Source organism: Polaromonas sp. P3_A5, assembly GCF_056403055.1.
The window spans coordinates 62,015-85,722 of sequence record NZ_JBFUGF010000004.1 but is presented as its reverse complement, the minus strand read 5'-3'; the positions used below and the strand labels follow the sequence as shown (position 1 = coordinate 85,722).

Below are 23,708 nucleotides of genomic sequence, written 5' to 3'. Positions count from 1 at the left end.
TTCTGTAAGATAGAACTATATTCTTTCTAATGAAATGATGAAGCAGGTTGCCGGCACTGTCAAGCAGGCAATCGACACGAAAGCCCAGGAGATCGAGCCATGCCGCGCAAAGCCCAGACCGAATCCGTTGCAGACGCCCATGCCGCTCCCGGCGGTGCCGCGGCAGTGGACCGCGCCCTGTCGCTGCTGTCGGCCTTCAGGGCGGGCGACGCCTCACTGGGCCTGAGCGAGTTGGCGGAGCGCACGCGGCTTTACAAGAGCACGGTGCTGCGGCTGCTGGCTTCGCTGGAACACGCGCGACTGGTCCAGAAACTCGGCGACGGCCGCTACGCGCTGGGCGCCGAGGTGGCGCGCCTGCATGGTGTGTACGCCGCCTCGTTTTCGCTGGACCGCGTGGTGCTGCCGGTGCTGCGTGAGCTGGTTGCGGCCACCGGCGAGAGCGCGGCCTACCATGTGCGCCAGGGCGCGGCCCGCCTGTGCCTGTACCGCGTGGACTCGCCGCACCCGATCCGCGACCACATCAAGGCCGGCGATCTGCTACCCGCCGACCGCGGCACGGGCGCTCGCATTTTGATAGCATTCGGCGCAGGACAGCTAAGGGTTGGAGGCCAAAAAGACCGTCAGCTATACGCCAAAATCCGAGAACAGGGTTACTACACGGCTGTGGGCGACCGGCTGGCCGAGGTGGCCGGCATTTCGGCCCCGGTGTTTGGGGCCGATGGCGCACTGGCGGGCGCACTGACGCTGACCATGCCCGGCAACCGTTACAGCCAACGCCATGTCAAGCCGGTACTGGAAGCGGCCCGCCGCCTGACAGGCCGGGTTTAAAGGCTTCCCCCGGTTCAGCCTTGCGCCGAAGTGGGCTCGATGCGCCACTGGATGTTGAGCGAAAACTGTTCCCCTGGGCCCAGCACACGCAAGCCGGGCTGCCCTGGCAAATGAAAGGCATCGATAGGCTGCGTGATGGGCTCAAAACAAAACGCGGGCCCTTGCGGTGGGCGGTAAACCAGGCAGAAGTGCTGCGCAGCACCGCCGTCACGCGCAAAGTCCGGCATGCTGGCCGTGACCTGCAGGCCCAGCTCGGGCCAGGCAACGAAGGCCTTGCCGCCCCAGCCGGTGTAGCCGTTGTCGATGAGCGGGCCGTTGGCCGGCGCACCCTTGTTCAGGTCCCAGCCCGCCGGAAAGTCGGTCGTGTGCGCAACCGGCAGCGGGTCGTCGCCGCAGAGCCAAAGGCCCTCCACCGGCGCGGTAATCCGTGTTTGCGGGGTGCGGGGAAACCAGGGATGCACGCCCAAGCCATATGGCAGCGGCTTGACGCCCAGGTGGCGCACCTGCACCTGCTGGTCCAGCCCGCCTTCGACCAGCCGGAAGGTCTGCACGGCTTCGTAGTCGTACGGGTTGCCGTCGAAGCCGTGCGACACCAGCGTCATCACCAGGGTGTCGTCAGCCGGCTGCGAAACCTGCCACGGCTGCAGCCAGCCGTCGCCATGAATGGGATAGGGTTCGCCCGCGCGATTCGGACGCATGGCGTGGAATTGCCCCTCATGCGTGAAGCCTCCGCCGCTGATACGGTTGGACCACGGCACCATGGCAAATGAAGCGGTCTGGTAGAGATCGTCCGTTTTGCCGTCCCAAGGCCGCCAGAGGTCCAGCGGCCCTTGCGGACGGTCAAGCTGCCAGGCGGCCACACTGCCGCCGAGCGAGGGAACCAGTCCCAGGCGCTGGCCGGAATGGCGCAGCCAGACTACAGGATGTGCGGAATCGGTCATTGAAGGTCTTTCACGGTGAGGGCAGGTAGATGGTGCTTTGTCCGTGGCATCAGCCGGCGAACAAACCGGCAGGCGCACCTGGGCTGTCGATCGCGACTGCGAACAGGCCGCCGGCCAGCGGCTGGTCGGCGAGCTGCCCGGGCGTGAGCCCGGTGCGTGCCGTGCTGATAAAAAGCGTGCGCATGTCCGGCCCGCCAAAGGCGCAGTTGGTCACATGGCTTGTCGGCAGCGGCACGCGGCACAGTTCCTGCGCAGTGACCGGGTCATGGCAGCTGATGCAGGCACCGCCCCAGTGGGCAATCCACAGGCGGCCGTCGGCGTCGGTGGTCATGCCGTCGGGAACGCCGTCGCCGGCCGCAAAGGCCAGCCACAGCCGCTTGCCTGACAAGGTTCCCGCCGCGCTGTCGAAGTCATACGCATGGATGCGGCCATTGACGGTATCGTTGAAATACAGGGTGCGTCCGTCGGCGGACCAAGTGGGGCCGTTGGTCACCGCAAAACCTTCTTCATGGCGCGTGCAGCGGCCATCAGGGTCATAGCGATACAGCGAGCCGGTGGGGGCCACGCAGTCAAAGTCCATCGTCCCCGCCCAAAAGCGGCCTTGCCTGTCGCACTTGCCATCGTTGAAGCGATTGCCCGGCAACGCAGCCTCGGGTTGGTGCAGGTAGCGTGGTTCGCCGCCCAAAGCGGGGTCAAACAGCGCGAAGCCGCGCCGCAGGGTCACGATCAGACCGGGCGCATGCGCCCGCTCGGCCAGCGCGGAAATTTCCTCGTCAAAGGCCCAGCTGCTGCGCGCGCCGGTAGCGGGGTGAAAGCGGTGCAGGCGACAGCCAAGAATGTCCACCCAATACAGGGATTGCTCCCGCGGCGACCACAAGGTACCCTCACCCAGCAGGGCCCCCGCCGGATGGACGCAATGCACCTTGCCAGGGACCGGCATGGCCAGCCGCTGCTGATACACGCCTGCGCGCGTGTCTGGAATCAATGTCACTAATGTCTCCGTATTGCGGGGCTGTGCGGTGGCCTCTTGACGCGGTGGATGATATCAATGCATAGTGATGTTGGAAACTTATTCTTTTTATATTAATTGATACACAACTTGCAATGTCAAACATTTCCAGCTCTGCCCCCATGCGTGCCGCTCCCGCAAGCGAGACCCTCTCCGTCTTTCCCAGCCTGAACAAGCGGTCGGTATTTGTCACCGGCGGAGGCAGCGGCATAGGCGCCGCCATCGTGACAGCCTTTGCGCAGCAGGGCGCGCGCGTTGCCTTCATCGATGTCGCGAAGGAGGCCAGTGAAGCGCTTGCGCAGGAACTGGCGGATGCGGGGCACGCCCGCCCATGGTGGCGCGCCTGCGATGTGCGGGATGTTGCCGCGCTGCAGTCGGCAATCACCGACGCAGCAGGCGCGCTGGGCGACTTCTCGGTGCTGGTCAACAATGTGGCCAGCGATGACCGCCACAGCCTGGAGTCTGTAACGCCCGCCTACTACGATGACCGCATCGCGATCAATGAACGGCCCGCTTTTTTTGCAATCCAGTCGGTGGTGCCGGGCATGCAACGCCTCGGTGCCGGCTCCATCATCAACCTGGGTTCCACCGGCTGGCAAGGCAAGGGCGCAGGCTACCCCTGTTATGCCATCGCCAAATCGTCGGTGAACGGCCTGACGCGTGGACTCGCGAAAACGCTGGGCCGGGACCGCATCCGCATCAACACCGTGTCGCCGGGCTGGGTCATGACCGAGCGGCAGATCAAGCTCTGGCTGGATGCCGAAGGCGAGAAGGAGCTCCAGCGTAACCAGTGCCTGCCCGACAAGCTGCTGCCCCACGACATCGCGCGCATGGTGCTGTTCCTGGCATCCGACGACGCCGCCATGTGCACCGCGCAGGAGTTCACGGTGGATGCCGGCTGGGTGTAGACCTCCCCCCCGAAGCGCCTCCGGCGCCTCCCCCCTCAGGGGGCGACACTGGCGGCCCGGCAAAGCCGGTTCCGCGGTGTCTCTGGCCTAAGTCCGCTGGGGCTCTCAGTCCATCTCGAGTTTCCGCCCGTAGAGTGTGAGACTTGCAGTCTTCAGGGCCTTCATCATGACCTTGGCGGCTGGCGATGGCAGCCGGTCGGTACGGGTGATGATGCCGAAGGCGTCCATGTGGCAGGGCATGTCCAGCGGCAGCACCGAGACGATACCGTGCGCGGCGTAATACCGCGCCACATCGGCGGCGACCACGGCCACCATGTCGCTTTGCTGCAGCATGCGCGTGATGAAAAGCAGGGCTGAAGACTCCACCACGTTGATCGGCGGTGCAAGCCCATCCTCCCGGAACATCAGCTCGAACCGGTGCCGCAGGACACTGCCCGCGGGCGGCACAATCCAGGCGGCCGCCACCACGTCGCGCAGGGTGAGGCCAGACACACCCAGCAGCGGGTGCCCCGGCCTCGCCATGGCGCACACCGGCTCCTCGACCAGGGGCTCATAGCGCAAATTGGTCTTGTCATGTTCGGCAAAGAGGCGTGCCACCAGGATGTCGAGCTTGCCCTGCTCCAGGCGCTCGAGCAGTACCGGGCTGGTTTCGATGTCCAGCGAAATGCGCAGGCTCGGGTGCTCCTGTTTGACCACGGCCACCGCAGACGGCAACAAGGCCAGCCCCGGCGACGTGATGGCGCCGATGCCGACCTGGCCGAAGTGCCCGGTTTTGAGGGCGGTGAGCTCGTCATGTGCCTGGTTCAGGCTGGCCAGTGCCATGCGCGCGTGCCGGATCATGGTTTCGCCATACCAGGTTGGCCGCATGCCGCGGGGCAAGCGCTCAAAAAGCTGTACCTCCAAGACATCTTCCAGATCCTTGAGCAACTTGGACGCCGCCGGCTGGGTCATGCTGAGAACCTGTGCTGCGCGATGAATATTGCCTTCTTCGGCCAGTGCAACCAGCAACAGCAATTGCCGTGTTTTGAGCCGTGCGCGTATGAACCAGTGGTTGTAGGTGCTCATCGGGGTTTTCCAGAATGCGTAGAACGATATCTATTTTGTCAAAAAAACGATTGGATTGATATCAAAATTAATTCTAGACTGCAGCGCTATGAAGACGAGGCTCTCACTCTCATGAAATTCGGCGAACTGCAACAAAACGCCCGGCATTACATCAATGGGCGCTGGGAAACCGGCACCACCACCGGCACCAGCACCAACCCCTCGGATACCCGGGAGGTGGTCAGCGAGTACGCACGTGCCGACCGCAACCAGACCGAACTTGCGATCCGGGCCGCGGCCGAGGCATTGCCGCACTGGAGCCACAGTACGCCGCAACGCCGGGCCGATGTGCTTGACCAGATCGGCAGCGAGATCCTGGCGCGCAAGGATGAGCTGGGCATGCTGCTGGCACGGGAAGAAGGAAAAACCTTGCCCGAAGGCGTGGGCGAAGCGGCACGGGCCGGCCAGATATTCAAGTTTTTCGCAGGCGAAGCATTGCGTGTTCAGGGGGAGACCATGGCATCGGTCCGGCCCGGCATCCAGGTCGACGTGACGCGTGAGCCTGTCGGCGTGGTGGGAATCATCGCGCCATGGAATTTCCCGTTGGCGATTCCGGCCTGGAAAATCGCGCCGGCACTGGCCTATGGGAACACGGTGATTTTCAAACCGGCCGAGCTGGTGCCCACCTGTGGTTGGGCTCTGGCCGAAATCATCAGCCGCTGCGGGCTGCCTGCGGGCGTCTTCAACCTTGTCATGGGAAGCGGCCGGGAAGTCGGGCAAACGCTGGTCGACCATCCCCTGGTCAATGCGCTGAGCTTCACGGGCTCGGTGACAACCGGCGAACGCATCCTTCAGTCGGCTTCCGCGCGCCGCGCGAAAGTGCAGCTTGAAATGGGTGGCAAAAATCCGCTGGTGATACTGGCTGATGCCGATCTTGACCAGGCCGTCGAATGCGCCGTGCAAGGCTCGTACTTTTCGACCGGCCAGCGCTGCACCGCGTCAAGCCGGCTCATCGTGGAAGCGCCTGTACACGATGCATTCGTTGCGCGCCTGCGCCACCGCATTGCCGGGCTCAAGGTGGGCCACGCGCTGGAGCGGGGCATCGATATGGGTCCGGTGGTTGACCGCAGCCAGCTCGAACAGAACCAGTCGTATCTGGACATAGGGCGCAACGAGGGCGCCGAGCATGTCTGGGGCGGCGAATTGCTGGAGCGCCCGACACCGGGGCATTACATGAATCCGGCGCTCTTCCTGGCCCGGCCGGAACACCGCATTGCGCGCGAAGAGATTTTTGGACCCATAGCGTGTGTGTTGCAGGCCGATGACTTTGAACACGCACTGGCCCTGGCCAACGACACCCCCTTCGGCCTCTGTGCAGGCATCTGCACGACGTCCCTCAAGCACGCCATGCACTTCAAGCGTCACGCAGAAGTCGGCATGACCATGGTGAACCTGCCTACTGCGGGTGTCGACTTCCACGTTCCGTTCGGCGGGCGCAAAGGGTCGAGTTATGGCTCACGCGAACAAGGCCGCTACGCTGCCGAGTTCTACACCACCGTCAAGACCGGTTACGTGCTAGCCTGAGCCATTGAAGATCACCAGAGAGCTGTCAGTTCCATTTCAACCAAGGAGACAAAATGAAAATCCATCGCCGCACCCTCGCCGTCGCACTCGCCTGCGCCCCCCTTGCCGGCCTGTTGCCGGTTTCAGCATGGGCACAAAAGCCCATCGTGCTGGGCTTTAGCCAGGTCGGCGCAGAGAGCGAATGGCGCACCGCCAATACCGAATCCATCAAATCGGCCGCCAAGGACGCGGGTATCGAACTCAAATTCTCCGATGCCCAGCAGAAGCAGGAAAACCAGATCAAGGCGATTCGCTCCTTCATTGCCCAAAAGGTGGACGTGATCGCGTTCTCGCCCGTGGTCGAGTCGGGCTGGGAAACCGTTTTGCGTGAAGCCAAGGCCGCCAAAATTCCGGTGGTGCTGACTGACCGCTCCGTGAACGTCAAAGACACCTCTCTGTATGTTTCCTTCATGGGCTCGGACTTTGTGGAGGAAGGCCGCAAGGCAGGCCGCTGGCTTGTCGAAAAAATGAAGGGTACAAGCGGCCAGGTCAACATCGTTGAGTTGCAGGGAACCGTGGGTTCCGCACCGGCGATTGACCGGAAAAAAGGATTTGAAGAAATCATCAAGGCCGACCCGAAGTTCAAAATCATCCGCTCGCAGACGGGTGATTTCACCCGGGCCAAGGGCAAGGAAGTGATGGAAGCCTTTCTCAAGGCCGAAGGCAAGAAGATCAATGTGCTTTTCGCGCACAACGACGACATGGCTATCGGTGCGATCCAGGCGATTGAAGAGGCTGGCATGAAGCCGGCCAAGGACATCACCATCATCTCGATCGATGCCGTCAAGGGCGCTTTCGAAGCCATGATGGCCGGCAAGCTTAACGTCTCCGTGGAGTGCAGCCCCTTGCTGGGCCCGCAACTGATGGCGGCAGTCAAGGATATCAAGGCCGGCAAGTCCGTTCAGAAACGTATCGTTACCGAAGAGGGTATTTTCCCGATGGAAGTAGCCGCCAAGGAATTCCCCAAGCGTAAATACTGATCAGCATCCGGGCCGGCGCCTCGATACTGGGGCGCTCTTTCAAACCTCCAGAAGGAAACTATTTCATGAAGCGTACATTTCTCCAGACTCTGCTCGCCGGCCTCGTGCTGGGAACCCTCGGTATTGCACCGTCAGTCCAGGCGCAGGACAAAGGCAGCATCGGCATTTCGATGCCCACCAAATCCTCTGCCCGCTGGATCGCCGACGGCGACAACATGGTCAAGGTACTCAAGGAGCGCGGCTACAAAACCGACCTGCAATATGCCGATGACGACATCCCGAACCAGCTTGCCCAGATCGAGAACATGATCACCAAGGGCGCGAAGGTGCTGGTGATCGCCTCCATCGACGGCACCACGCTGTCCAAGGCGTTGCAGAACGCGGCCGACAAGGGTGTCAAGGTCATCGCCTACGACCGTCTCATCAAGGGTTCGAAGAACGTGGATTACTACGCCACCTTCGACAACTTCCAGGTTGGCGTGCTGCAGGCTACTTCCATCGTCGACAAGCTGGGCCTGAAGCAGGGCAAGGGCCCTTTCAACATTGAACTCTTCGGCGGCTCCCCGGACGACAACAATGCATTTTTCTTCTACGACGGTGCCATGAGCGTGCTCAAGCCCTACATCGACAGCGGCAAGCTGGTGGTGCGCAGCAAGCAAATGGGCATGAACAAGGTCGGCACGCTGCGCTGGGACGGTGCGGTGGCCCAGGCACGCATGGACAACCTGCTCTCGGCCTACTACGGCAAGGAAAAAGTCCACGCAGTCCTGTCGCCATATGACGGCCTGTCCATCGGCATTCTGTCCTCGCTCAAAGGTGTCGGCTACTGCACGGCGCAGCAGCCTTGCCCGGTGGTCAGCGGGCAGGACGCCGAAATTCCTTCGGTCAAGTCCATCCTGAAAGGCGAGCAGTACTCGACGGTGTTCAAGGACACGCGCGAGCTGGCCAAGGTGACGGCCAACATGGTGGACGCCACCCTCTCTGGCAAGCAGCCCGAGATCAATGACACCAAGACCTACAACAACGGCGTGAAAGTGGTGCCCTCCTACCTGCTCAAACCGGTGGCTGTGGATGCCTCTAACTGGAACCAGGTTCTGATTGGCAGCGGTTACTACAAAGAGTCACAAATCAAGTAACCCCGGCTGAAGGGTGAAAGCACGACGGTCCCGTGCCGGGGAGGCGCGGGACTGTTTACGCCCATCGGTGTCAGTCGCCGTCGGAGCGATTTTTGTACCAAAGGACAGGCATTGGAAACGATTCTCGAGATGCGCGACATCCGCAAAACCTTCCCAGGGGTGGTCGCGCTGAACAAGGTCAACCTGCGCGTGCGCGCGGGTGAGATTCATGCCATCGTCGGTGAAAACGGCGCCGGAAAATCGACCTTGATGAAAGTGCTCTCGGGGGTCTATCCGCACGGCTCCTACAGCGGGGACATCGTCTACGAAGGCCAGGAGCGCCAGTTCCTCGGAATCCACGACAGCGAGCAGCTGGGCGTCATCATCATCCACCAGGAACTGGCGCTGGTGCCGCTGCTATCCATTGCCGAGAACATTTTCCTCGGCAACGAGACTGCACAGCGCGGCGTGATCGACTGGATGGCTGCGCACAGCAAGACGCAGGACCTGCTGAAAAAAGTGGGCCTCAAGGAATCGCCCGCCACGCTGATCACGGACATCGGCGTGGGCAAGCAGCAACTGGTGGAAATTGCCAAGGCCTTGTCCAGGCAGGTCAAGTTGCTGATCCTTGACGAGCCGACGGCGAGCCTCAACGAAAACGACAGCCAGGCCTTGCTGGACCTGTTGCTGGAACTCAAGGGGCAGGGCATTACCTGCATCCTTATTTCACACAAGCTCAACGAAATTTCACGCGTGGCGGACGCCATCACCATCCTGCGCGACGGCAGCACCGTCGAAACACTGGACTGCCGTGCCGAAGCCATCAGCGAAGACCGCGTCATTCGCGGCATGGTGGGCCGCGAGATGGCTGACCGATATCCGCCGCGCCAGCCGAAAATTGGCGAGACCGTGTTTGAAGTGCGCGACTGGAACGTCTACCACCCGCTGCACACGGACAGGAAATTCATCAAAGGCGTCAGCCTGCAGGTGCGGCGCGGTGAAATCGTCGGCATTGCCGGGCTGATGGGGGCGGGGCGCACGGAACTTGCCATGAGCATCTTTGGCCGTTCGTGGGGGCGCCGCATCAGCGGCCAGGTCCTTCTGAACGGCCAGCCTGTTGATGTCGGCACGGTAGAGAAAGCCGTTCGCCATGGTCTGGCCTATGTGACCGAAGACCGCAAGGGCAACGGGCTGATATTGAACGAAGACATCCAGTTCAACGTCTCGCTGGCCAACCTCAAGGGCGTTTCAAGTGCCTCCGTCATCGACAGCGGCCGCGAATACCAGGTCGCGCAGAGCTACCGCGAAAAACTCCGCATCCGGTGCTCAAGCGTCGGCCAGAAAGTCCTCAACCTCTCGGGCGGGAACCAGCAGAAAGTGGTGCTCGGGAAATGGCTGTTCACCAGTCCCGAAGTGCTCATCCTCGACGAGCCCACGCGCGGCATCGACGTGGGCGCCAAGTACGAGATTTACACCCTGATGGCCCAGCTCGCGGCAGAAGGGAAATGCATCATCATGATTTCCTCGGAAATGCCGGAATTGCTGGGCATGACGGACCGGATCTACGTCATGAACGAAGGCCGCTTCATCGCCGAGATGCCGACGGCCGAAGCCTCCCAGGAAAAGATCATGCGCGCGATCATGAAAGCAAGCTGAAATGAACAACGAGTCCTCCAACGCCACCGCGATTGCGGCAAAAACCGCCGCTGCCAGCGGCAAATCGCCGCTCGACTACCTGAAGCACAACTTCCGCGAGTACGGCATGCTGATCACGCTGGTGGCCATCATGGGCTTCTTCCAGTACATGACCGAGGGCACGCTCATGCAGCCCCTCAACCTCACCAACCTGGTCCTGCAGAACAGCTACATCGTCATCATGGCGCTGGGTATGCTGATGGTGATCGTGGCCGGGCATATCGACCTGTCGGTCGGTTCGGTGTGCGGCTTCATCGGCGCGCTGGCGGCCGTGCTGATGGTGGAGTACGGCTGGCATTTCGTGCCGGCCTCGCTGGTGTGCCTGCTCTGCGGCGCGCTGATAGGCGGGGTTCAGGGCTGGTTTGTCGCGTTCTTCCGCATCCCTTCTTTTATCGTCACGCTGGCCGGCATGCTGGTGTTCAAGGGGCTGGCGCTGGCACTGCTGCAAGGCCAGTCGGTCGGCCCCTTCCCCGATTCATTCCAGATGCTCAGCTCGGGTTTCATGCCCGACCTGCTGAGCAGCGAAGGCCTGCGCATGACTTCGCTGCTGCTGGGCGTGGCGCTGGCCGCCGTGCTCGCCGTGGCCGGCATACGCGCGCGGGCCAAGCAGCTCAAGCACGGCATCCAGGCCGAGCCCGCCGCCATTTTCTTCGTCAAAACGGCGATGTTCTCGGCACTGCTGATCTATTTCAGCTACCTGCTAGCTTCCTACAGGGGGCTGCCGAATGTGCTGATCGTGATGGCCGCGCTGATTTTCCTGTTCCACTTCATCACGGGTCGCACCACCATCGGGCGGCGCGTCTATGCGCTGGGCGGCAACGAAAAGGCAGCCAAGCTGTCGGGCATCAAGACCGAGCGCCTGGCCTTCTACACCTTCGTGAACATGGGCGTGCTGGCGGCGCTGGCGGGCCTGGTGTTTGCCGCGCGCCTGAACACTGCTACACCCAAGGCCGGCCTGGGCTTTGAACTCGATGTCATCGCCGCCTGCTTTATCGGCGGGGCCTCGGCTTCGGGCGGTGTCGGCAAGGTCATGGGCGCGGTGATCGGTGCGTTTGTGATGGGCGTGATGAACAACGGCATGTCCATCCTGGGCATCGGCATCGACTACCAGCAAGTCATCAAAGGTGTGGTGCTGCTGGCCGCCGTGTTTGTCGACGTCTACAACAAGAACAAGGCATGAACCTCCTGGCCGTTCTGAAGGCGAATATCGTGGCGCGTGGCGCGAAGGCCGCTCCATGACCGTGGCCGACGCCGCCCCCGTGCTGGAGCTTGCGGGCATCCACAAACAGTTCGCGGGTATTCCGGCCTTGCAGGATGTGCGTTTGCGCCTGTTTCCCGGTGAAATCCATGCCTTGATGGGGCAAAACGGCGCCGGCAAGTCCACGCTCATCAAGGTGTTGACAGGCGTGCTGGAAGCCAGCGGCGGCCAGATGCAACTTGCCGGAAAACCGGTATGGCCGGACTCTCCCCTGGCCGCGCAGCGGCTGGGCATCAGCACGGTCTACCAGGAAGTCAATCTCTGCCCCAACCTGTCGGTGGCGGAAAACATCTTCGCGGGCCGCTATCCGCGGTACGGGTTTGCGCAGGGGTCTCGCATCGACTGGACCACCGTGAACCGCCGTGCGCGCGAACTGGTCGCGCGCATGGGCCTGGACATCGACGTCACGCGCCTGTTGTCCAGCTACCCGGTCGCCGTGCAGCAACTGGTGGCCATCGCGCGCGCCATCGGCATTGAATCCAAAGTGCTGATCCTCGACGAGCCAACCTCCAGCCTCGACGATGACGAGGTGCAAAAACTCTTTGAGGTGCTGCGTCGCTTGCGTGGCGAGGGGCTGGCCATTGTTTTTGTCACTCATTTCCTCAACCAGGTGTATGCGGTGTCGGATCGCATCACCGTTCTGCGCAACGGCAGTTGGGTCGGCGAGTGGCGTGCCAGTGAACTGGGGCCGCAGGCACTGATCGCGGCCATGCTGGGCCGGGAACTGGCCGCGCAATCCGCCACCGCCGCCGTGCCTCCGGAATTTGACGATGCTGCGCCGGCGCTTTTGCAAGCTGAAGGTCTGGGCCAGGCCGGTCAGTTGCAGCCTGTGGACCTGCGCGTGCGTGCCGGCGAGGTCGTGGGCCTGGCCGGGCTGCTGGGCTCGGGCCGCACTGAACTGGCGCGCCTGCTGTTCGGCCTGGAGACGCCGGACCGCGGCATGCTCAGAATCGACGGCGAGGCGGTCACGTTTTCCAATCCCGCCGAGGCGATCCGGCAGGGCCTCGCCCTATGTCCCGAGGAGCGCAAGACCGATGGCATCGTGGCCGAGCTCTCAGTCCGGGAAAACATCGTACTGGCGCTGCAGGCCCGCATGGGCATGCGCCGTTTTTTATCGCGTGCCGAACAAACCGCATTGGCCGAACGCTTTGTCCAGGCGATGGGTATCAAGACCGCGAGTGTGGACACCCCCATAGGCCTGCTGTCGGGCGGCAACCAGCAAAAGGCCATGATCGCGCGCTGGCTCGCGACCGAGCCGCGCCTGCTGATCCTGGACGAACCCACGCGCGGCGTCGACGTGGCCGCGAAGCAGGAAATCATGGAGCAGATCCTGCGCCTGGCTGAGGCTGGCATGGCGGTGATTTTCATCTCTTCTGAAATGAGCGAGGTGGTTCGTGTGGCGCACCGCATCGTGGTGCTGCGTGACCGCCGCAAGGTGGGTGAGTTGCCGGCAGGCAGCAGCGAAGACACCGTCTATGAACTGATTGCGGCTGAACATGCCTGAAGAGAAACACCACCCCTCGCCTCTGGCCACTGCCATGAGGCACCGCCTGGCCTGGCCGCTCATCACGCTGTTCCTGCTGCTGGCTGTGAACACAGTGTTTAACGCCAGTTTCCTGCACGTCGAGTGGCGTGACGGTCATTTGTACGGCAGCCTGATCGATATTCTCAACCGTGCCGCGCCGCTGGTGCTGGTGTCGCTCGGCATGACGTTGGTGATCGCCACCCGCGGCATCGACATTTCCGTGGGCGCCGTGGTGGCCATTGCTGCCGCAGTGGCCGCCTGGATGATTGGCGGGTCGGTGGCAGGGAGCGTGAGCCGTTTCCCGATGCCGCTGGCAATTCTGGCGGCATTGGCCATCGCGCTGCTGTGCGGACTATGGAACGGGCTGCTGGTCGCCAGGGTAGGCATGCAACCCATCATCGCCACACTGATCCTCATGGTAGCGGGTCGCGGCATCGCGCAGCTGATCACCGGCGGGCAGATCATCACCATCTACTACGCGCCATTTTTCTTCCTGGGCAGCGGTTACCTGCTGGGCCTGCCGTTCTCGCTCTCTATCGTGGCCGTGGTCTTTGCGTTGCTGTACCTGGCGGTGACGCGCACCGCCCTCGGGCTGTTCATACAGGCTGTGGGCATTAATCCAACCGCAGCACGCGTCGCGGGCGTGCAGGCCAGGCGCCTGATGGTTGCCGCCTACGGCTTCTGTGGCTTGTGCGCGGGCATTGCGGGCTTGCTGATCAGCTCCAACGTCAAAAGCGCCGATGGCAACAACGCGGGTCAGTTGCTCGAGCTGGATGCCATCCTGGCCGTGACGCTGGGCGGCACCGCCCTCACCGGTGGGCGTTTCAGCCTCGTGGGCAGCGTGATCGGCGCGCTGATCATCCAGACGCTGACTTATGCCATTTACTCGCTGGGTGTGCCGCCTGAGATCAACCTGGTGGTCAAAGCTGTGGTGGTATTTGTGGTCATGCTGCTGCAATCGGCTGAATTCCGGGCCGAGATCGGTATCTGGATGCGGCGGCCGGCCGCGCGGGGGATGCGGCCATGAACACAACCGTCACCCGGCCCCCCGTAGAGGCCGCCTCCAGCCAACGGGCACCTGCTGCGCCGGCTTCAGGTTTTAGTCCCAAATACCTGCCGCTGGCGGCCACCATATCGCTCTTCGTTGCCATGGCGACCATGGGTTCGGTGCTCTACAGCGGGTTCTTTTCGGCTCAGGTGTTCCTCAACCTGCTGATTGACAACGCCTTTCTGGTCATCATCGCCGTGGGCATGACGTTTGTCATCCTGTCGGGCGGCATTGACCTGTCCGTCGGCTCCGTGGTCGCACTCACCACCATGGTGTCTGCCGCGCTGGTGGAGCACCATGGCTGGAGTCCGGCCGCGGTGATTCCGCTGGTGCTCCTCATGGGCACGGCGTTCGGCGCCTTCATGGGTTTTCTGATTGAGCGTTTTCGCCTGCAGCCTTTCATCGTGACGCTGGCCGGCATGTTTCTGGCGCGCGGCCTGTGTTACCTGATCAGCGTCGATTCCATCAGCATCACCAACGAGTTTTATTCAGAGGTTTCGCAGCTGCGCATTCCCTTGTGGGAAGACGCTTCCCTCTCGATCAGTGCCGTGATCGCCATCGCGGTGCTGCTGGCGGCGGTGTTCATTGCACACTGCACTCCCTTTGGCCGCGCGGTGTATGCCGTCGGCGGCAACGAGCAATCGGCACTGCTGATGGGTCTGCCGGTGCGCCGCACGCTGGTGGGGGTTTACACGCTGTCGGGTTTTTGCTCGGCGCTGGCCGGTGTGGTCTTCACCTTCTACATGCTTTCGGGCTACGGCTTGCACGCCACCGGCATGGAGCTTGACGCCATTGCCGCCGTGGTCATTGGCGGCACCTTGCTCAGCGGCGGCGTGGGTTATGTGGCCGGCACCCTGTTCGGGGTGTTGATGCTCGGAATCATCCAGACCCTGATCTCTTTTGACGGCACTTTGAGCTCCTGGTGGACGCGCATTGTCGTCGGCGTGTTGCTGTTTGTTTTTTGCCTCCTGCAACGGCTGCTGGCAAATCGCACACCCAAATCTTCCTGAAACCTTAATGGCCAGACCATCATGACAAGCACCAAACGAAAACTACGTTCCACCGAGTGGTTCGGCACGGCCGACAAAAACGGCTTTATGTACCGCAGCTGGATGAAGAACCAGGGCATTCCCGACCATGAGTTCGACGGCCGCCCCATCATCGGCATCTGCAATACCTGGTCGGAGCTCACGCCTTGCAATGCCCACTTCCGCAAGATTGCCGAGCATGTGAAGCGCGGCATCTCAGAGGCGGGCGGCTTTCCGGTCGAGTTTCCGGTGTTCTCGAACGGCGAGTCGAACCTGCGTCCCACCGCCATGCTCACACGCAACCTTGCCAGCATGGACGTGGAAGAAGCGATTCGCGGAAACCCCATTGATGCCGTGGTGCTGCTCACCGGTTGCGACAAGACCACGCCCGCATTGCTGATGGGTGCTGCGAGCTGCGACATTCCGGCCATCGTGGTGACCGGCGGGCCCATGCTCAACGGCAAGCTTGAAGGCAAAAACATCGGCTCGGGCACGGCGGTGTGGCAATTGCACGAGTCACTGAAGGCCGGCGAAATCCAGCTGCACCAGTTCCTGGCAGCCGAGGGCGGCATGTCGCGTTCCGCCGGCACCTGCAACACCATGGGCACGGCCTCCACCATGGCCTGCATGGCCGAAGCGCTGGGTACTTCGCTGCCGCACAACGCCGCCATTCCCGCGGTGGATGCACGCCGTTATGTGCTGGCGCAAATGTCGGGCGCGCGGGCTGTCGAGATGGCGCGCGAGGGCCTCACGCTGTCGAAAATTCTCACACGCGAAGCCTTCGAAAATGCGATTCGGGTCAACGCCGCCATTGGCGGCTCCACCAACGCAGTGATTCACCTCAAGGCGATTGCGGGCCGCATCGGTGTGCAGCTGGACCTGGAAGACTGGACGCGGATTGGCCGCAACACCCCCACCCTCGTCGACTTGCAGCCTTCCGGCCGTTTTCTGATGGAAGAGTTTTACTATGCCGGCGGCCTGCCCGCCGTGTTGCGCCGGCTGGGTGAAAACAGCTTGCTGCCGCATCCCAATGCGCTCACCGTCAATGGCCGGTCGATATGGGACAACGTGCGCGAGGCGCCGCAGTACAACGACGAGGTGATCCGCCCTCTCGACAACCCCTTGATCGCCGACGGCGGTATCTGCATCCTGCGCGGCAACCTGGCGCCGCGCGGCGCCGTGCTCAAGCCCTCCGCGGCCTCGCCCGAACTGCTCAAGCACCGCGGCCGCGCGGTCGTATTCGAGAACCTCGAGCACTACAAGGAACGCATCGTCGACGAGAACCTCGACATCGATGCCAGCTGCGTGATGGTGATGAAGAACTGCGGGCCCAAGGGCTACCCCGGCATGGCCGAAGTCGGCAACATGGGCCTGCCGCCCAAGCTGCTGCGCCAGGGCGTCAAGGACATGGTGCGCATCTCGGACGCACGAATGAGCGGCACCGCTTACGGCACCGTTGTGCTGCATGTGGCGCCAGAAGCAGCGGCCGGCGGGCCGCTGGCCGCGGTACGCGACGGCGACTGGATCGAGCTCGACTGCGATGCGGGCCGCCTGCACCTGGACATCAGCGATGCCGAACTGGCTGAACGCCTTGCCGCCCTGCAGAAGGCCCCTGCAGGCATGCGTGGCGGCTACCAGCGCCTGTATGTCGACCACGTGCTGCAGGCCGACGAGGGCTGTGATTTCGATTTTCTGGTCGGCTGCCGCGGCTCCGAAGTTCCCCGGCACTCCCATTAAACCGCTCAAGCAGTGAACTACTGAACTTTATCCAACCTGATCCAGTCCCCATGAACACGCTCCGCCAGCCGCGTTACCGCGGTATCTTCCCCGTTGCCCCCACCACCTTCACCGAAACCGGCGAGCTTGACCTTGAAAGCCAGAAGCGCTGCGTCGACTTCATGATCGACGCCGGCTCAGACGGCATCTGCATCCTGGCCAACTTCTCCGAGCAATTCGTGCTTTCGGACGAAGAACGTGAAACCCTGACCCGTACCGTCCTCGAACATGTGGCCGGCCGCGTGCCGGTGATCGTGACCACCACCCACTACGGCACGAAGGTTTGCGCCGAACGCAGCCGCCGGGCGCAAGACATGGGCGCCGCCATGCTGATGGTCATGCCGCCGTATCACGGGGCCACCTTTCGCGTGAGCGAGCCGCAGATTTACGAGTTTTATGCGCGGCTGTCGGACGCGGTCAACATTCCCATCATGATCCAGGATGCGCCCGCCAGCGGCACCGTGCTTTCAGCCTGCTTCCTCGCGCGTATGGCCCGTGAGATTGAACACGTCGCCTATTTCAAGATCGAAACCGCCGGTGCAGCATCCAAACTGCGCGAACTGATCCGTTTGGGAGGCGACGCGGTGGAAGGGCCCTGGGACGGCGAAGAGGCCATCACACTGCTGCCCGACCTTGATGCCGGTGCCACCGGCTCCATGACCGGCGGCGGTTACCCCGATGGCATTCGTCCGATCATCGAGGCGCACCGCGCCGGTGATCACGACAAGGCCTATGCCCTTTACCAGCAGTGGCTGCCACTGATCAATTACGAGAATCGCCAGGCAGGGCTGCTGGCCGCCAAGACCTTGATGAAGGAAGGCGGCGTGATCGCCTGCGAGGCGCCGCGTCATCCTTTTCCGGCCATGCACCCGGACACGCGCGCTGGGCTGCTGGCGACCGCCAGGCGGCTTGATCCGCTTGTGCTGCGCTGGGCGCGGTAGACGGCGGGAACAACTTAGGCGGCATGGCGCGCGCCGCACGGCCTCTGCCGCATCGGTATTTGCGCTTTCCGCCTGAGTTTTTGCTTCTTTTTTGATAGCAGCTTGCGCTTATATCTGTTGGGCTGCACGCCTATGAGGCCATTAACGAGGCGTTCCAGACCCGATCTGGCGCGCCAGGTGCATTTGGTGCAGGGTGATCTTGCGCACCTCGGCCTGGCTGGTTTCGATGTGGGCGCGCAGCAGCATGGCGGCCTGGTCGCCACGCTTGGCGCGCACCGCCTTGAGAATCTTGGCGTGCTCTTCATAGGTGGCCTCAATGCGCGGCTGCTTGATGAAGTCAAGCCGGCGAATGATGCGGATGCGGTCGGTCACGTCGCGGTGCACACGCGCCATCTCGGCATTGCCGGCAGCCGCCACCAGCGCGCAATGAAAAGCTTCGTCCCACTGGGCGACCCGAACATGATCGGTGCTGCGCTCGCCCACCGGAACCAGCCAGATGGCCGCCAGTTCATCGAGCAGCGCCGTGTCAATCGTCTGGCTACCGGCGCACAGCCGCTGCACGGCCGTGGTTTCCAGCACCATGCGCAGGTCGTAGAGCTGTTCAAACTTGTCGAAATCAAAGGGCAGCACACGCCAGCCACTGCGAAACAGCACCTCGACGAAACCTTCCTGCTGCAAGCGAAACAGGGCCTGGCGCACGGGCGTGCGCGAGACGCCAAGACGTTCGCTGATTTCGGTTTCGGTGAAGCGGTCGCCCGGCACCAGCTTGAACTCGGAGACGTCGCGCTTGAGTTCGTCGTACACCTCGTTGGCCCGCGAACGGTGGACGAGCGCAGCGGCAAGGCTCGCGGGAGGGTTGGAGGCAGTGTGCATGGTGAAACTCTAGCAGTGTTGGGGCTGTGCCGGCAGTGCCGCCAGCAACTCGCCGCTGGTGGCGGTCCAGCCGACGATGGCGCCCTGGGCGCGGATCATCGCCACGGCCGCCGACTTGAAGACGGGGAAATAACTTTCAGTGCAGTCTTCCAGCAGCAGGCTGTCATAGCCGCGGTCGTTGGCTTCTCGCATGGAGGTCTGCACGCAGACTTCCGTGGTCACGCCCATGAACAGCAGGTGCGTGATACCGGCATGCTGCAGCCGCTCGTGCAGGCCGGTGGCATAGAAGGCGCCTTTGCCGGGCTTGTCGATGGCGATCTCGCCGGGCAGCGGCGCCAGCTCGGGGATGATCTGGTTTCCCGGTTCACCGGCTATCAGGATGCGGCCCATCGCTCCCATGTCGCCGATACGCAGGGTCGGGTTGCCGCGGCTGCGCTTGGCGGGCGGGCAATCGGCCAGGTCGGCCCCGTGCGCCTCGCGGGTGTGCACCACAAGCCCGCCCGCGCGGCGCCAGGCCTCCAGCACGGCCTTGCAGGCCGGCACGATGGCCTGCAACAGCGAGACGTCATTGCCCAGCGTTTCACCGAAGCCGCCGGGCTCGATGAAGTCGCGCTGCATGTCGATGATGACCAGCGCGGTGTGCGCCAGCTCGAACTCGTAGGCGAAAGGAGCCGCTGCGATTTTCATAGGAGTGCTCCTTCGTGGGCCACCGCGGAACCGGCTTTGCCGGGCTGCTGGTGGCGTCCCCTTGAGGGGGGAGCGGCTGCAGGCCGCTTCGGGGGGGAACTCATCGTCCCCCGCCCATGTGCGCACCCAGCACCTGCCGCTGGGCCCCGGAGGCCGCGGTCTCGAAGACGATGCGCCCCTCGCTCATCACCACGATGCGGTCGGCCAGTTCAAGCAGTTCGTCCAGGTCTTCGCTGACCAGCAGCACTGCCGCGCCCTGCTGCGCCACGCCCCGCAGGCGGGTGTGGATTTCCTTCACGGCGGCGAAGTCCAGGCCGAACACCGGGTTGGCGGCGATCAGCACCTTGATCTCGCCATGCAGCTCGCGCGCCAGCACGGCACGTTGCACGTTGCCGCCAGAGAGGCTGCGAATGGGTGCGTTCTCCCCCTGCGTCTTGATGCCGTAGCCCTTGATCCATTCGCGCGCGCGGCTGCGCCAGAGCCCGAATCGCAAGCGTCCCGCGGCGCATAGCGGCGGCCGGTCGAAGTCGCGCAGCGCCATGTTTTCGGCCACGCTGAAGTCACCCACACAGGCATTGCGCAGCGGCTCCTCAGGCAGGCTGCGCACCTTCAGGCGGTGGTTCTCGCCCCGCGTAGCAGCGTAAGGCTCGCCGCCCACCCGCACCATGCCGGCGGCGCGCGCCCGCTGGCCGACCAACGCTTCGACCAGCTCGCGCTGGCCGTTGCCGGATACGCCGGCGACGCCGAGGATCTCGCCCGCGAGCACCGACAGGCTCAGGTCGCGCACCGCTAGCGTGCCGCGGTCGCCCATGACCTGCAGGCCGTGAACATCAAGGGATGCGGTTTGTGCCGCAACATCGACAGCCCGCACGGCGCTGGTGGCAGGCACCTTGGGTTCCGTGGCCTGGTTTTCGGGGTGGGCCGCGGCCGCATCACCCACCATGGCCTGCGCGAGCCGCGCCGGGTCGGTCGCCGGCACCGATGTGACGTGTACCGCCTTGCCGCGGCGCAAGACGGTCACGTCGTCGGCATAGGCCATGACTTCGCGGAACTTGTGGGTGATGATGAGCACCGTGCAGTGGCCGGCACGTGCGAAGTCGCGCACATGGCCCAGCACTTCGTCGGCCTCCTGCGGCGTCAGCACCGAAGTCGGCTCGTCCAGGATCAGCAGGCGCGGCTTGAGATAGAGCTGCTTGAGCAGTTCGAGCTTTTGTTTCTCGCCGGCGGCCATGTCCAGCGGACGCGTGTCCAGGTCCAGCCGGAAGGGCGTGGTTTGCACAAAGGCCTCCAGCTCCGCGCGTTTTTGCGTCCAGTCGATCAGCGCCGGCGTCTTGCCGCCGGCCAGCAGCAGGTTTTCGGCGACCGTCATGCCGGGCGCCAGCGTGAAATGCTGGTAGACCATGCCAATGCCCAGCGCGCGAGCCACCACCGGATTGGCGATCGTCTGCTCACGGTCGTCGATGACGATGCTGCCTTCCGAGGGCCGCTGGAATCCCGCCACGCACTTGACCAGTGTGCTTTTGCCCGCGCCGTTTTCACCGAGAAGCGCATGCACGGTTCCCGGCGCCACCTTCATGTTGACACCGTCGAGCGCCGTGAAGCTGCCGAACCGCATGCTCATGCGGTAGATGTCCAGCGCCAGCGCGCCGGTGGCGGGCGGCAGGCTGCCGATGGTGATGCCTGGACTCATGGCGTGGCCAGTGCGTCCAGCACCGCCGCCGATGAAGCATGCGCGCCGAACACGCCGCCCTGCATGGTGATCATCTTCAGCGCTGCCTCATGGTTGCCGCGGTCGGTGGCGGCGGTGCAGTCCGACAGCAACAGGCATTCGAAGCCGCGGTCGTTGGCGTCGCGCATGGTGGTGTGCACGCAAACGTCGGTGGTGATGCCGGTGAGAATCAGGTTCTCGATGCCGCGCGTTCGCAGCACCATCTCCAGATCGGTGGCGTGGAACGAGCCTTTGCCGGGCTTGTCGATCACCACCTCGCCGGGCAGCGGTGCCAATTCGGGAATGATCTCCCAGCCCGGTTCGCCGCGCACCAGGATGCGCCCGCAAGGGCCGTCGTCGCCGATGCCCGCGCCGTGGGCGCCGATACGGCGCGAGCGCCAGCGCTTGTTGGCCGGCAGGTCCGACAGGTCGGGCCGGTGGCCTTCGCGCGTGTGGATCACGTGGTAGCCCGCGGCACGCATGCCGGCCATCAGGGCGCTGAGCGGTTCAATCGGCGCGCGCGTCAGCGAGATGTCATAGCCCATCTTGTCCACGTAGCCGCCTTCACCGCAGAAGTCGGTCTGCATGTCGATAACGATAAGCGCGGTGTTGCCGGGCCGCAGGTCGCCGTTGTACGGCCATGGGTAGGGGTTGGCGTTGACGAAGCGTTCCATCTGGATGTTTTCCTTGTCAGTGCTTGCAGTCACTAGCGGGTGGCGGAAAGCTCGCCCGGGCTGCCACTCACGGTGCTGCCTGGCCGGCAGGTGATGACCAGGATCAGCAGGGTGAGCACATAGGGAACAATGTTGAAAAGGTGGTATCCCCAGTTGATGCCGACGGACTGCAGGGCCGGGCCGATGGCGCCGGCGCCGCCGAACAGCAGCGAGGCGTACACGCAGCGCAGGGGGCTCCAGCGCGCGAAGATCACCAGCGCCACCGCGATCAGGCCCTGGCCGCTGGAGATGCCTTCGTTCCAGCTGCCGGGATAAAACAGGGTGAGCGAAGCGCCGCCCAGGCCGGCAACCAGGCCGCCGGCGGCGGTCGCGGCAATGCGGATGGCGGACACCGAATAACCGAGCGAGCGAGCGGCGTTGGCCGAATCCCCCGCCATGCGTACCATCAGGCCAGCGCGTGTGTTGGCAAAGGCCCACCACAAGGCCACGGCCAGCGCCAGCCCGATCGGCACCAGCACATTGATCTGCAGCGCCGAGCGGACGGCGGCCGAGCTGCTCCAGCCGCCCAGCGCGATGGCGGGCAGTTGCGGCGCCTGCGGCTGGATCAGCGGCTTGCCCAGGTAGAAGGCCAGGCCCGTGCCCAGCAGCATCAACGCAATGCCGGTGGCAATGTCGTTGACCCGCGGTAGCGAGCAGAGAATGCCATGCAGTGCGGCCAGCAGCGCGCCGGTGGCCGCCGCCGCCAGCACACCGACCCAGGGCGAGCCCGAGAGCCAGGAGGCGCCGAAGGCCGACATGGCCGACAGCACCAGCACGCCCTCCAGCCCCAGGTTAATGCGGCCGGATTTTTCGGTGATGCATTCGCCCAGGCTGACAAAGAGGAAGGGCGCGCCGACGCGCAGCGCGCCGCCGACGATACCGGCGAAAAAGATCAGGAGCTGGTCGGTGGTCATGGCTTTTCCTCCGGCAAAGGAATCGGGCTCGGCTCCGAAGGGCCGAAGCGGCTGATACGCTCAAAAAAAGTTTTCCAGTCCACATCGCGCAGAGCCTCGCTGGCCAGGATCAGCACAAAGGCGATGCCCTGCAGCACCAGCACCGAGGCATCGGGCAGGCCCAGGCGGCGCTGCAGCAGGCTGCCGGCCGCGCCAAAGCCGCCGAACAGGATGGCCACCGGGATGATGGCCACGGGATGCTGGCGTGCGATGAAAGCCACCAGGATGCCGGCGTAGCCGTAGCCCGCGATCAGGGCGGCGTTGGCATTGGTGTGCACGGCCGCGACCTCGATGGCGCCGGCCAGGCCGGCGCAGGCCCCGCCCAGCGCACAGGCCAGCAGGATCAGCCTGGAGGCCGGTAGCCCGACGAGTTGCGCCGCACGCGGGTTGCCGCCGACCACGCGCACCGCGAAGCCCGAGGGCGTCATTCGAAACCACAGGCCCGCCGCCAGGCAGGCCAGCACGCCGATCACCAGCCCCCAGTGCACATCGGAGCCGGCGATGCCGCCGATGCGCAGGCCTTCGGCCAGCGAAAAAGTCGACGGCTTGTTGAGGCTGGACGGATCGCGCAGCGGCCCTTCGACCAGGTGCTTGAACAGGCCGACGGCCACATAGGCCAGCAACAGGCTGCTGATGGTTTCGTTGATGCCGCGGTATTGCCGCAGCCAGCCAGCCAACCCAATCCACAAGGCACCGGCCAGCGCGGCGGCGAGGCAGACCATCACCGTGCCTGCCATGTTCGCGGGCAGGGGCAGGCTTTGCGCGAGGCCGGCGCAGGCCAGTCCGCCCAGCACCACCGCGCCCTCGCCGCCTATGACTGTCAAGCCCGCGCGCGCCGGAATGGCGACACACAGGGCTGTGAGCATCAGCGGCGCGGCGCGCTGCAGCGTGTTCTGCCAGGAATACCAGTCGCCGAACGCGCCCTTGAACAGCAGCAGCCAGACCTCCAGGGGGCTGACACCGGCGAACCAGGCGAAAACCCCGAACACCCCCAGTGCCGCGATGATGGCGCTGCCCGGCAGCAGGAAGTTGGCGAGGGAGTGGCGCATGGATAA

Annotated in this window: 21 protein-coding genes; 12 read left to right on the top strand and 9 right to left on the bottom strand. The window is 63.8% G+C overall.

The window, feature by feature from the left end; translation table 11 throughout:
• The first annotated feature begins 99 nt into the window (after positions 1-99).
• Positions 100-828, top strand: a complete 729-nt coding sequence (locus AC1DU8_RS21650; RefSeq protein WP_457282352.1) for an IclR family transcriptional regulator — start codon at positions 100-102, stop codon at positions 826-828.
• A 14-nt stretch (positions 829-842) separates the two neighbouring features.
• Here the strand turns inward: AC1DU8_RS21650 and AC1DU8_RS21645 are convergent, their stop codons facing one another.
• Positions 843-1,769, bottom strand: a complete 927-nt coding sequence (locus AC1DU8_RS21645) for an aldose 1-epimerase (protein ID WP_477701591.1) — start codon at positions 1,767-1,769, stop codon at positions 843-845.
• 49 nt (positions 1,770-1,818) lie between these two features.
• Positions 1,819-2,709 carry an SMP-30/gluconolactonase/LRE family protein gene (locus tag AC1DU8_RS21640; protein WP_477690236.1) on the bottom strand — a complete coding sequence of 297 codons (891 nt, stop codon included), beginning with the start codon at positions 2,707-2,709 and terminating at the stop codon, positions 1,819-1,821.
• Positions 2,710-2,900: 191 nt separating this feature from the next.
• On the opposite strand from AC1DU8_RS21640, the gene AC1DU8_RS21635 reads away from it, so the two are divergent.
• Complete coding sequence (locus tag AC1DU8_RS21635) at positions 2,901-3,686, top strand: SDR family NAD(P)-dependent oxidoreductase (protein WP_477690201.1); 786 nt, start codon at positions 2,901-2,903, stop codon at positions 3,684-3,686.
• A 105-nt stretch (positions 3,687-3,791) separates the two neighbouring features.
• Here the strand turns inward: AC1DU8_RS21635 and AC1DU8_RS21630 are convergent, their stop codons facing one another.
• A complete protein-coding gene (locus AC1DU8_RS21630; RefSeq protein ID WP_457282349.1) occupies positions 3,792-4,751 on the bottom strand; it encodes a LysR family transcriptional regulator in 960 nt (319 codons plus the stop codon).
• A 111-nt stretch (positions 4,752-4,862) separates the two neighbouring features.
• On the opposite strand from AC1DU8_RS21630, the gene AC1DU8_RS21625 reads away from it, so the two are divergent.
• The 10 genes from AC1DU8_RS21625 to AC1DU8_RS21580 all read left to right on the top strand — a co-directional run bounded on the left by AC1DU8_RS21625 (position 4,863) and on the right by AC1DU8_RS21580 (position 17,719).
• Complete coding sequence (locus AC1DU8_RS21625; RefSeq protein ID WP_457282348.1) at positions 4,863-6,314, top strand: aldehyde dehydrogenase family protein; 1,452 nt, start codon at positions 4,863-4,865, stop codon at positions 6,312-6,314.
• A gap of 53 nt (positions 6,315-6,367) precedes the next feature.
• Positions 6,368-7,333, top strand: coding sequence for an ABC transporter substrate-binding protein (locus tag AC1DU8_RS21620; protein ID WP_457282347.1), 966 nt, complete (start codon positions 6,368-6,370; stop codon positions 7,331-7,333).
• 65 nt (positions 7,334-7,398) lie between these two features.
• A complete protein-coding gene (chvE, locus tag AC1DU8_RS21615) occupies positions 7,399-8,469 on the top strand; it encodes a multiple monosaccharide ABC transporter substrate-binding protein (protein WP_457282346.1) in 1,071 nt (356 codons plus the stop codon).
• 129 nt (positions 8,470-8,598) lie between these two features.
• Positions 8,599-10,104 carry a multiple monosaccharide ABC transporter ATP-binding protein gene (mmsA, locus tag AC1DU8_RS21610; RefSeq protein ID WP_457282452.1) on the top strand — a complete coding sequence of 502 codons (1,506 nt, stop codon included), beginning with the start codon at positions 8,599-8,601 and terminating at the stop codon, positions 10,102-10,104.
• Position 10,105: 1 nt separating this feature from the next.
• Positions 10,106-11,323 carry a multiple monosaccharide ABC transporter permease gene (mmsB, locus tag AC1DU8_RS21605; protein ID WP_457282345.1) on the top strand — a complete coding sequence of 406 codons (1,218 nt, stop codon included), beginning with the start codon at positions 10,106-10,108 and terminating at the stop codon, positions 11,321-11,323.
• 55 nt (positions 11,324-11,378) lie between these two features.
• The gene (locus AC1DU8_RS21600; RefSeq protein ID WP_477690200.1) at positions 11,379-12,905 is read left to right on the top strand and encodes a sugar ABC transporter ATP-binding protein; all 1,527 of its coding nucleotides are present in this window, start codon (positions 11,379-11,381) and stop codon (positions 12,903-12,905) included.
• Positions 12,898-13,953 (top strand): ABC transporter permease, encoded by a 1,056-nt coding sequence (locus AC1DU8_RS21595; RefSeq protein WP_477666911.1) that lies wholly within the window; start codon positions 12,898-12,900, stop codon positions 13,951-13,953. Before AC1DU8_RS21600 ends, AC1DU8_RS21595 begins: the two co-directional genes overlap by 8 nt.
• Positions 13,950-14,984, top strand: a complete 1,035-nt coding sequence (gene yjfF / locus AC1DU8_RS21590) for a galactofuranose ABC transporter, permease protein YjfF (protein WP_477727231.1) — start codon at positions 13,950-13,952, stop codon at positions 14,982-14,984. Before AC1DU8_RS21595 ends, yjfF begins: the two co-directional genes overlap by 4 nt.
• 21 nt (positions 14,985-15,005) lie before the next feature.
• Positions 15,006-16,739, top strand: a complete 1,734-nt coding sequence (locus tag AC1DU8_RS21585) for an IlvD/Edd family dehydratase (protein ID WP_457282341.1) — start codon at positions 15,006-15,008, stop codon at positions 16,737-16,739.
• A 50-nt stretch (positions 16,740-16,789) separates the two neighbouring features.
• Positions 16,790-17,719 (top strand): dihydrodipicolinate synthase family protein, encoded by a 930-nt coding sequence (locus AC1DU8_RS21580; protein WP_457282340.1) that lies wholly within the window; start codon positions 16,790-16,792, stop codon positions 17,717-17,719.
• 141 nt (positions 17,720-17,860) lie between these two features.
• Here the strand turns inward: AC1DU8_RS21580 and AC1DU8_RS21575 are convergent, their stop codons facing one another.
• The 6 genes from AC1DU8_RS21575 to AC1DU8_RS21550 form a co-directional block, all read right to left on the bottom strand.
• Positions 17,861-18,592 (bottom strand): GntR family transcriptional regulator, encoded by a 732-nt coding sequence (locus AC1DU8_RS21575; protein ID WP_457282339.1) that lies wholly within the window; start codon positions 18,590-18,592, stop codon positions 17,861-17,863.
• 9 nt (positions 18,593-18,601) lie between these two features.
• The gene (locus AC1DU8_RS21570; protein WP_477666909.1) at positions 18,602-19,279 is read right to left on the bottom strand and encodes a cysteine hydrolase family protein; all 678 of its coding nucleotides are present in this window, start codon (positions 19,277-19,279) and stop codon (positions 18,602-18,604) included.
• Positions 19,280-19,379: 100 nt separating this feature from the next.
• Entirely contained in the window at positions 19,380-20,969 is a 1,590-nt protein-coding gene (locus tag AC1DU8_RS21565; protein ID WP_457282337.1) for an ABC transporter ATP-binding protein, read from the bottom strand.
• Positions 20,966-21,661 carry a biuret amidohydrolase gene (gene biuH / locus AC1DU8_RS21560; protein ID WP_477666973.1) on the bottom strand — a complete coding sequence of 232 codons (696 nt, stop codon included), beginning with the start codon at positions 21,659-21,661 and terminating at the stop codon, positions 20,966-20,968. The genes AC1DU8_RS21565 and biuH overlap by 4 nt, the downstream gene beginning before the upstream one ends.
• Before the next feature lie 32 nt (positions 21,662-21,693).
• Positions 21,694-22,614 (bottom strand): ABC transporter permease, encoded by a 921-nt coding sequence (locus tag AC1DU8_RS21555; protein WP_457282336.1) that lies wholly within the window; start codon positions 22,612-22,614, stop codon positions 21,694-21,696.
• Positions 22,611-23,702, bottom strand: a complete 1,092-nt coding sequence (locus tag AC1DU8_RS21550) for an ABC transporter permease (protein ID WP_457282335.1) — start codon at positions 23,700-23,702, stop codon at positions 22,611-22,613. Before AC1DU8_RS21550 ends, AC1DU8_RS21555 begins: the two co-directional genes overlap by 4 nt.
• Positions 23,703-23,708: the final 6 nt, after the last annotated feature.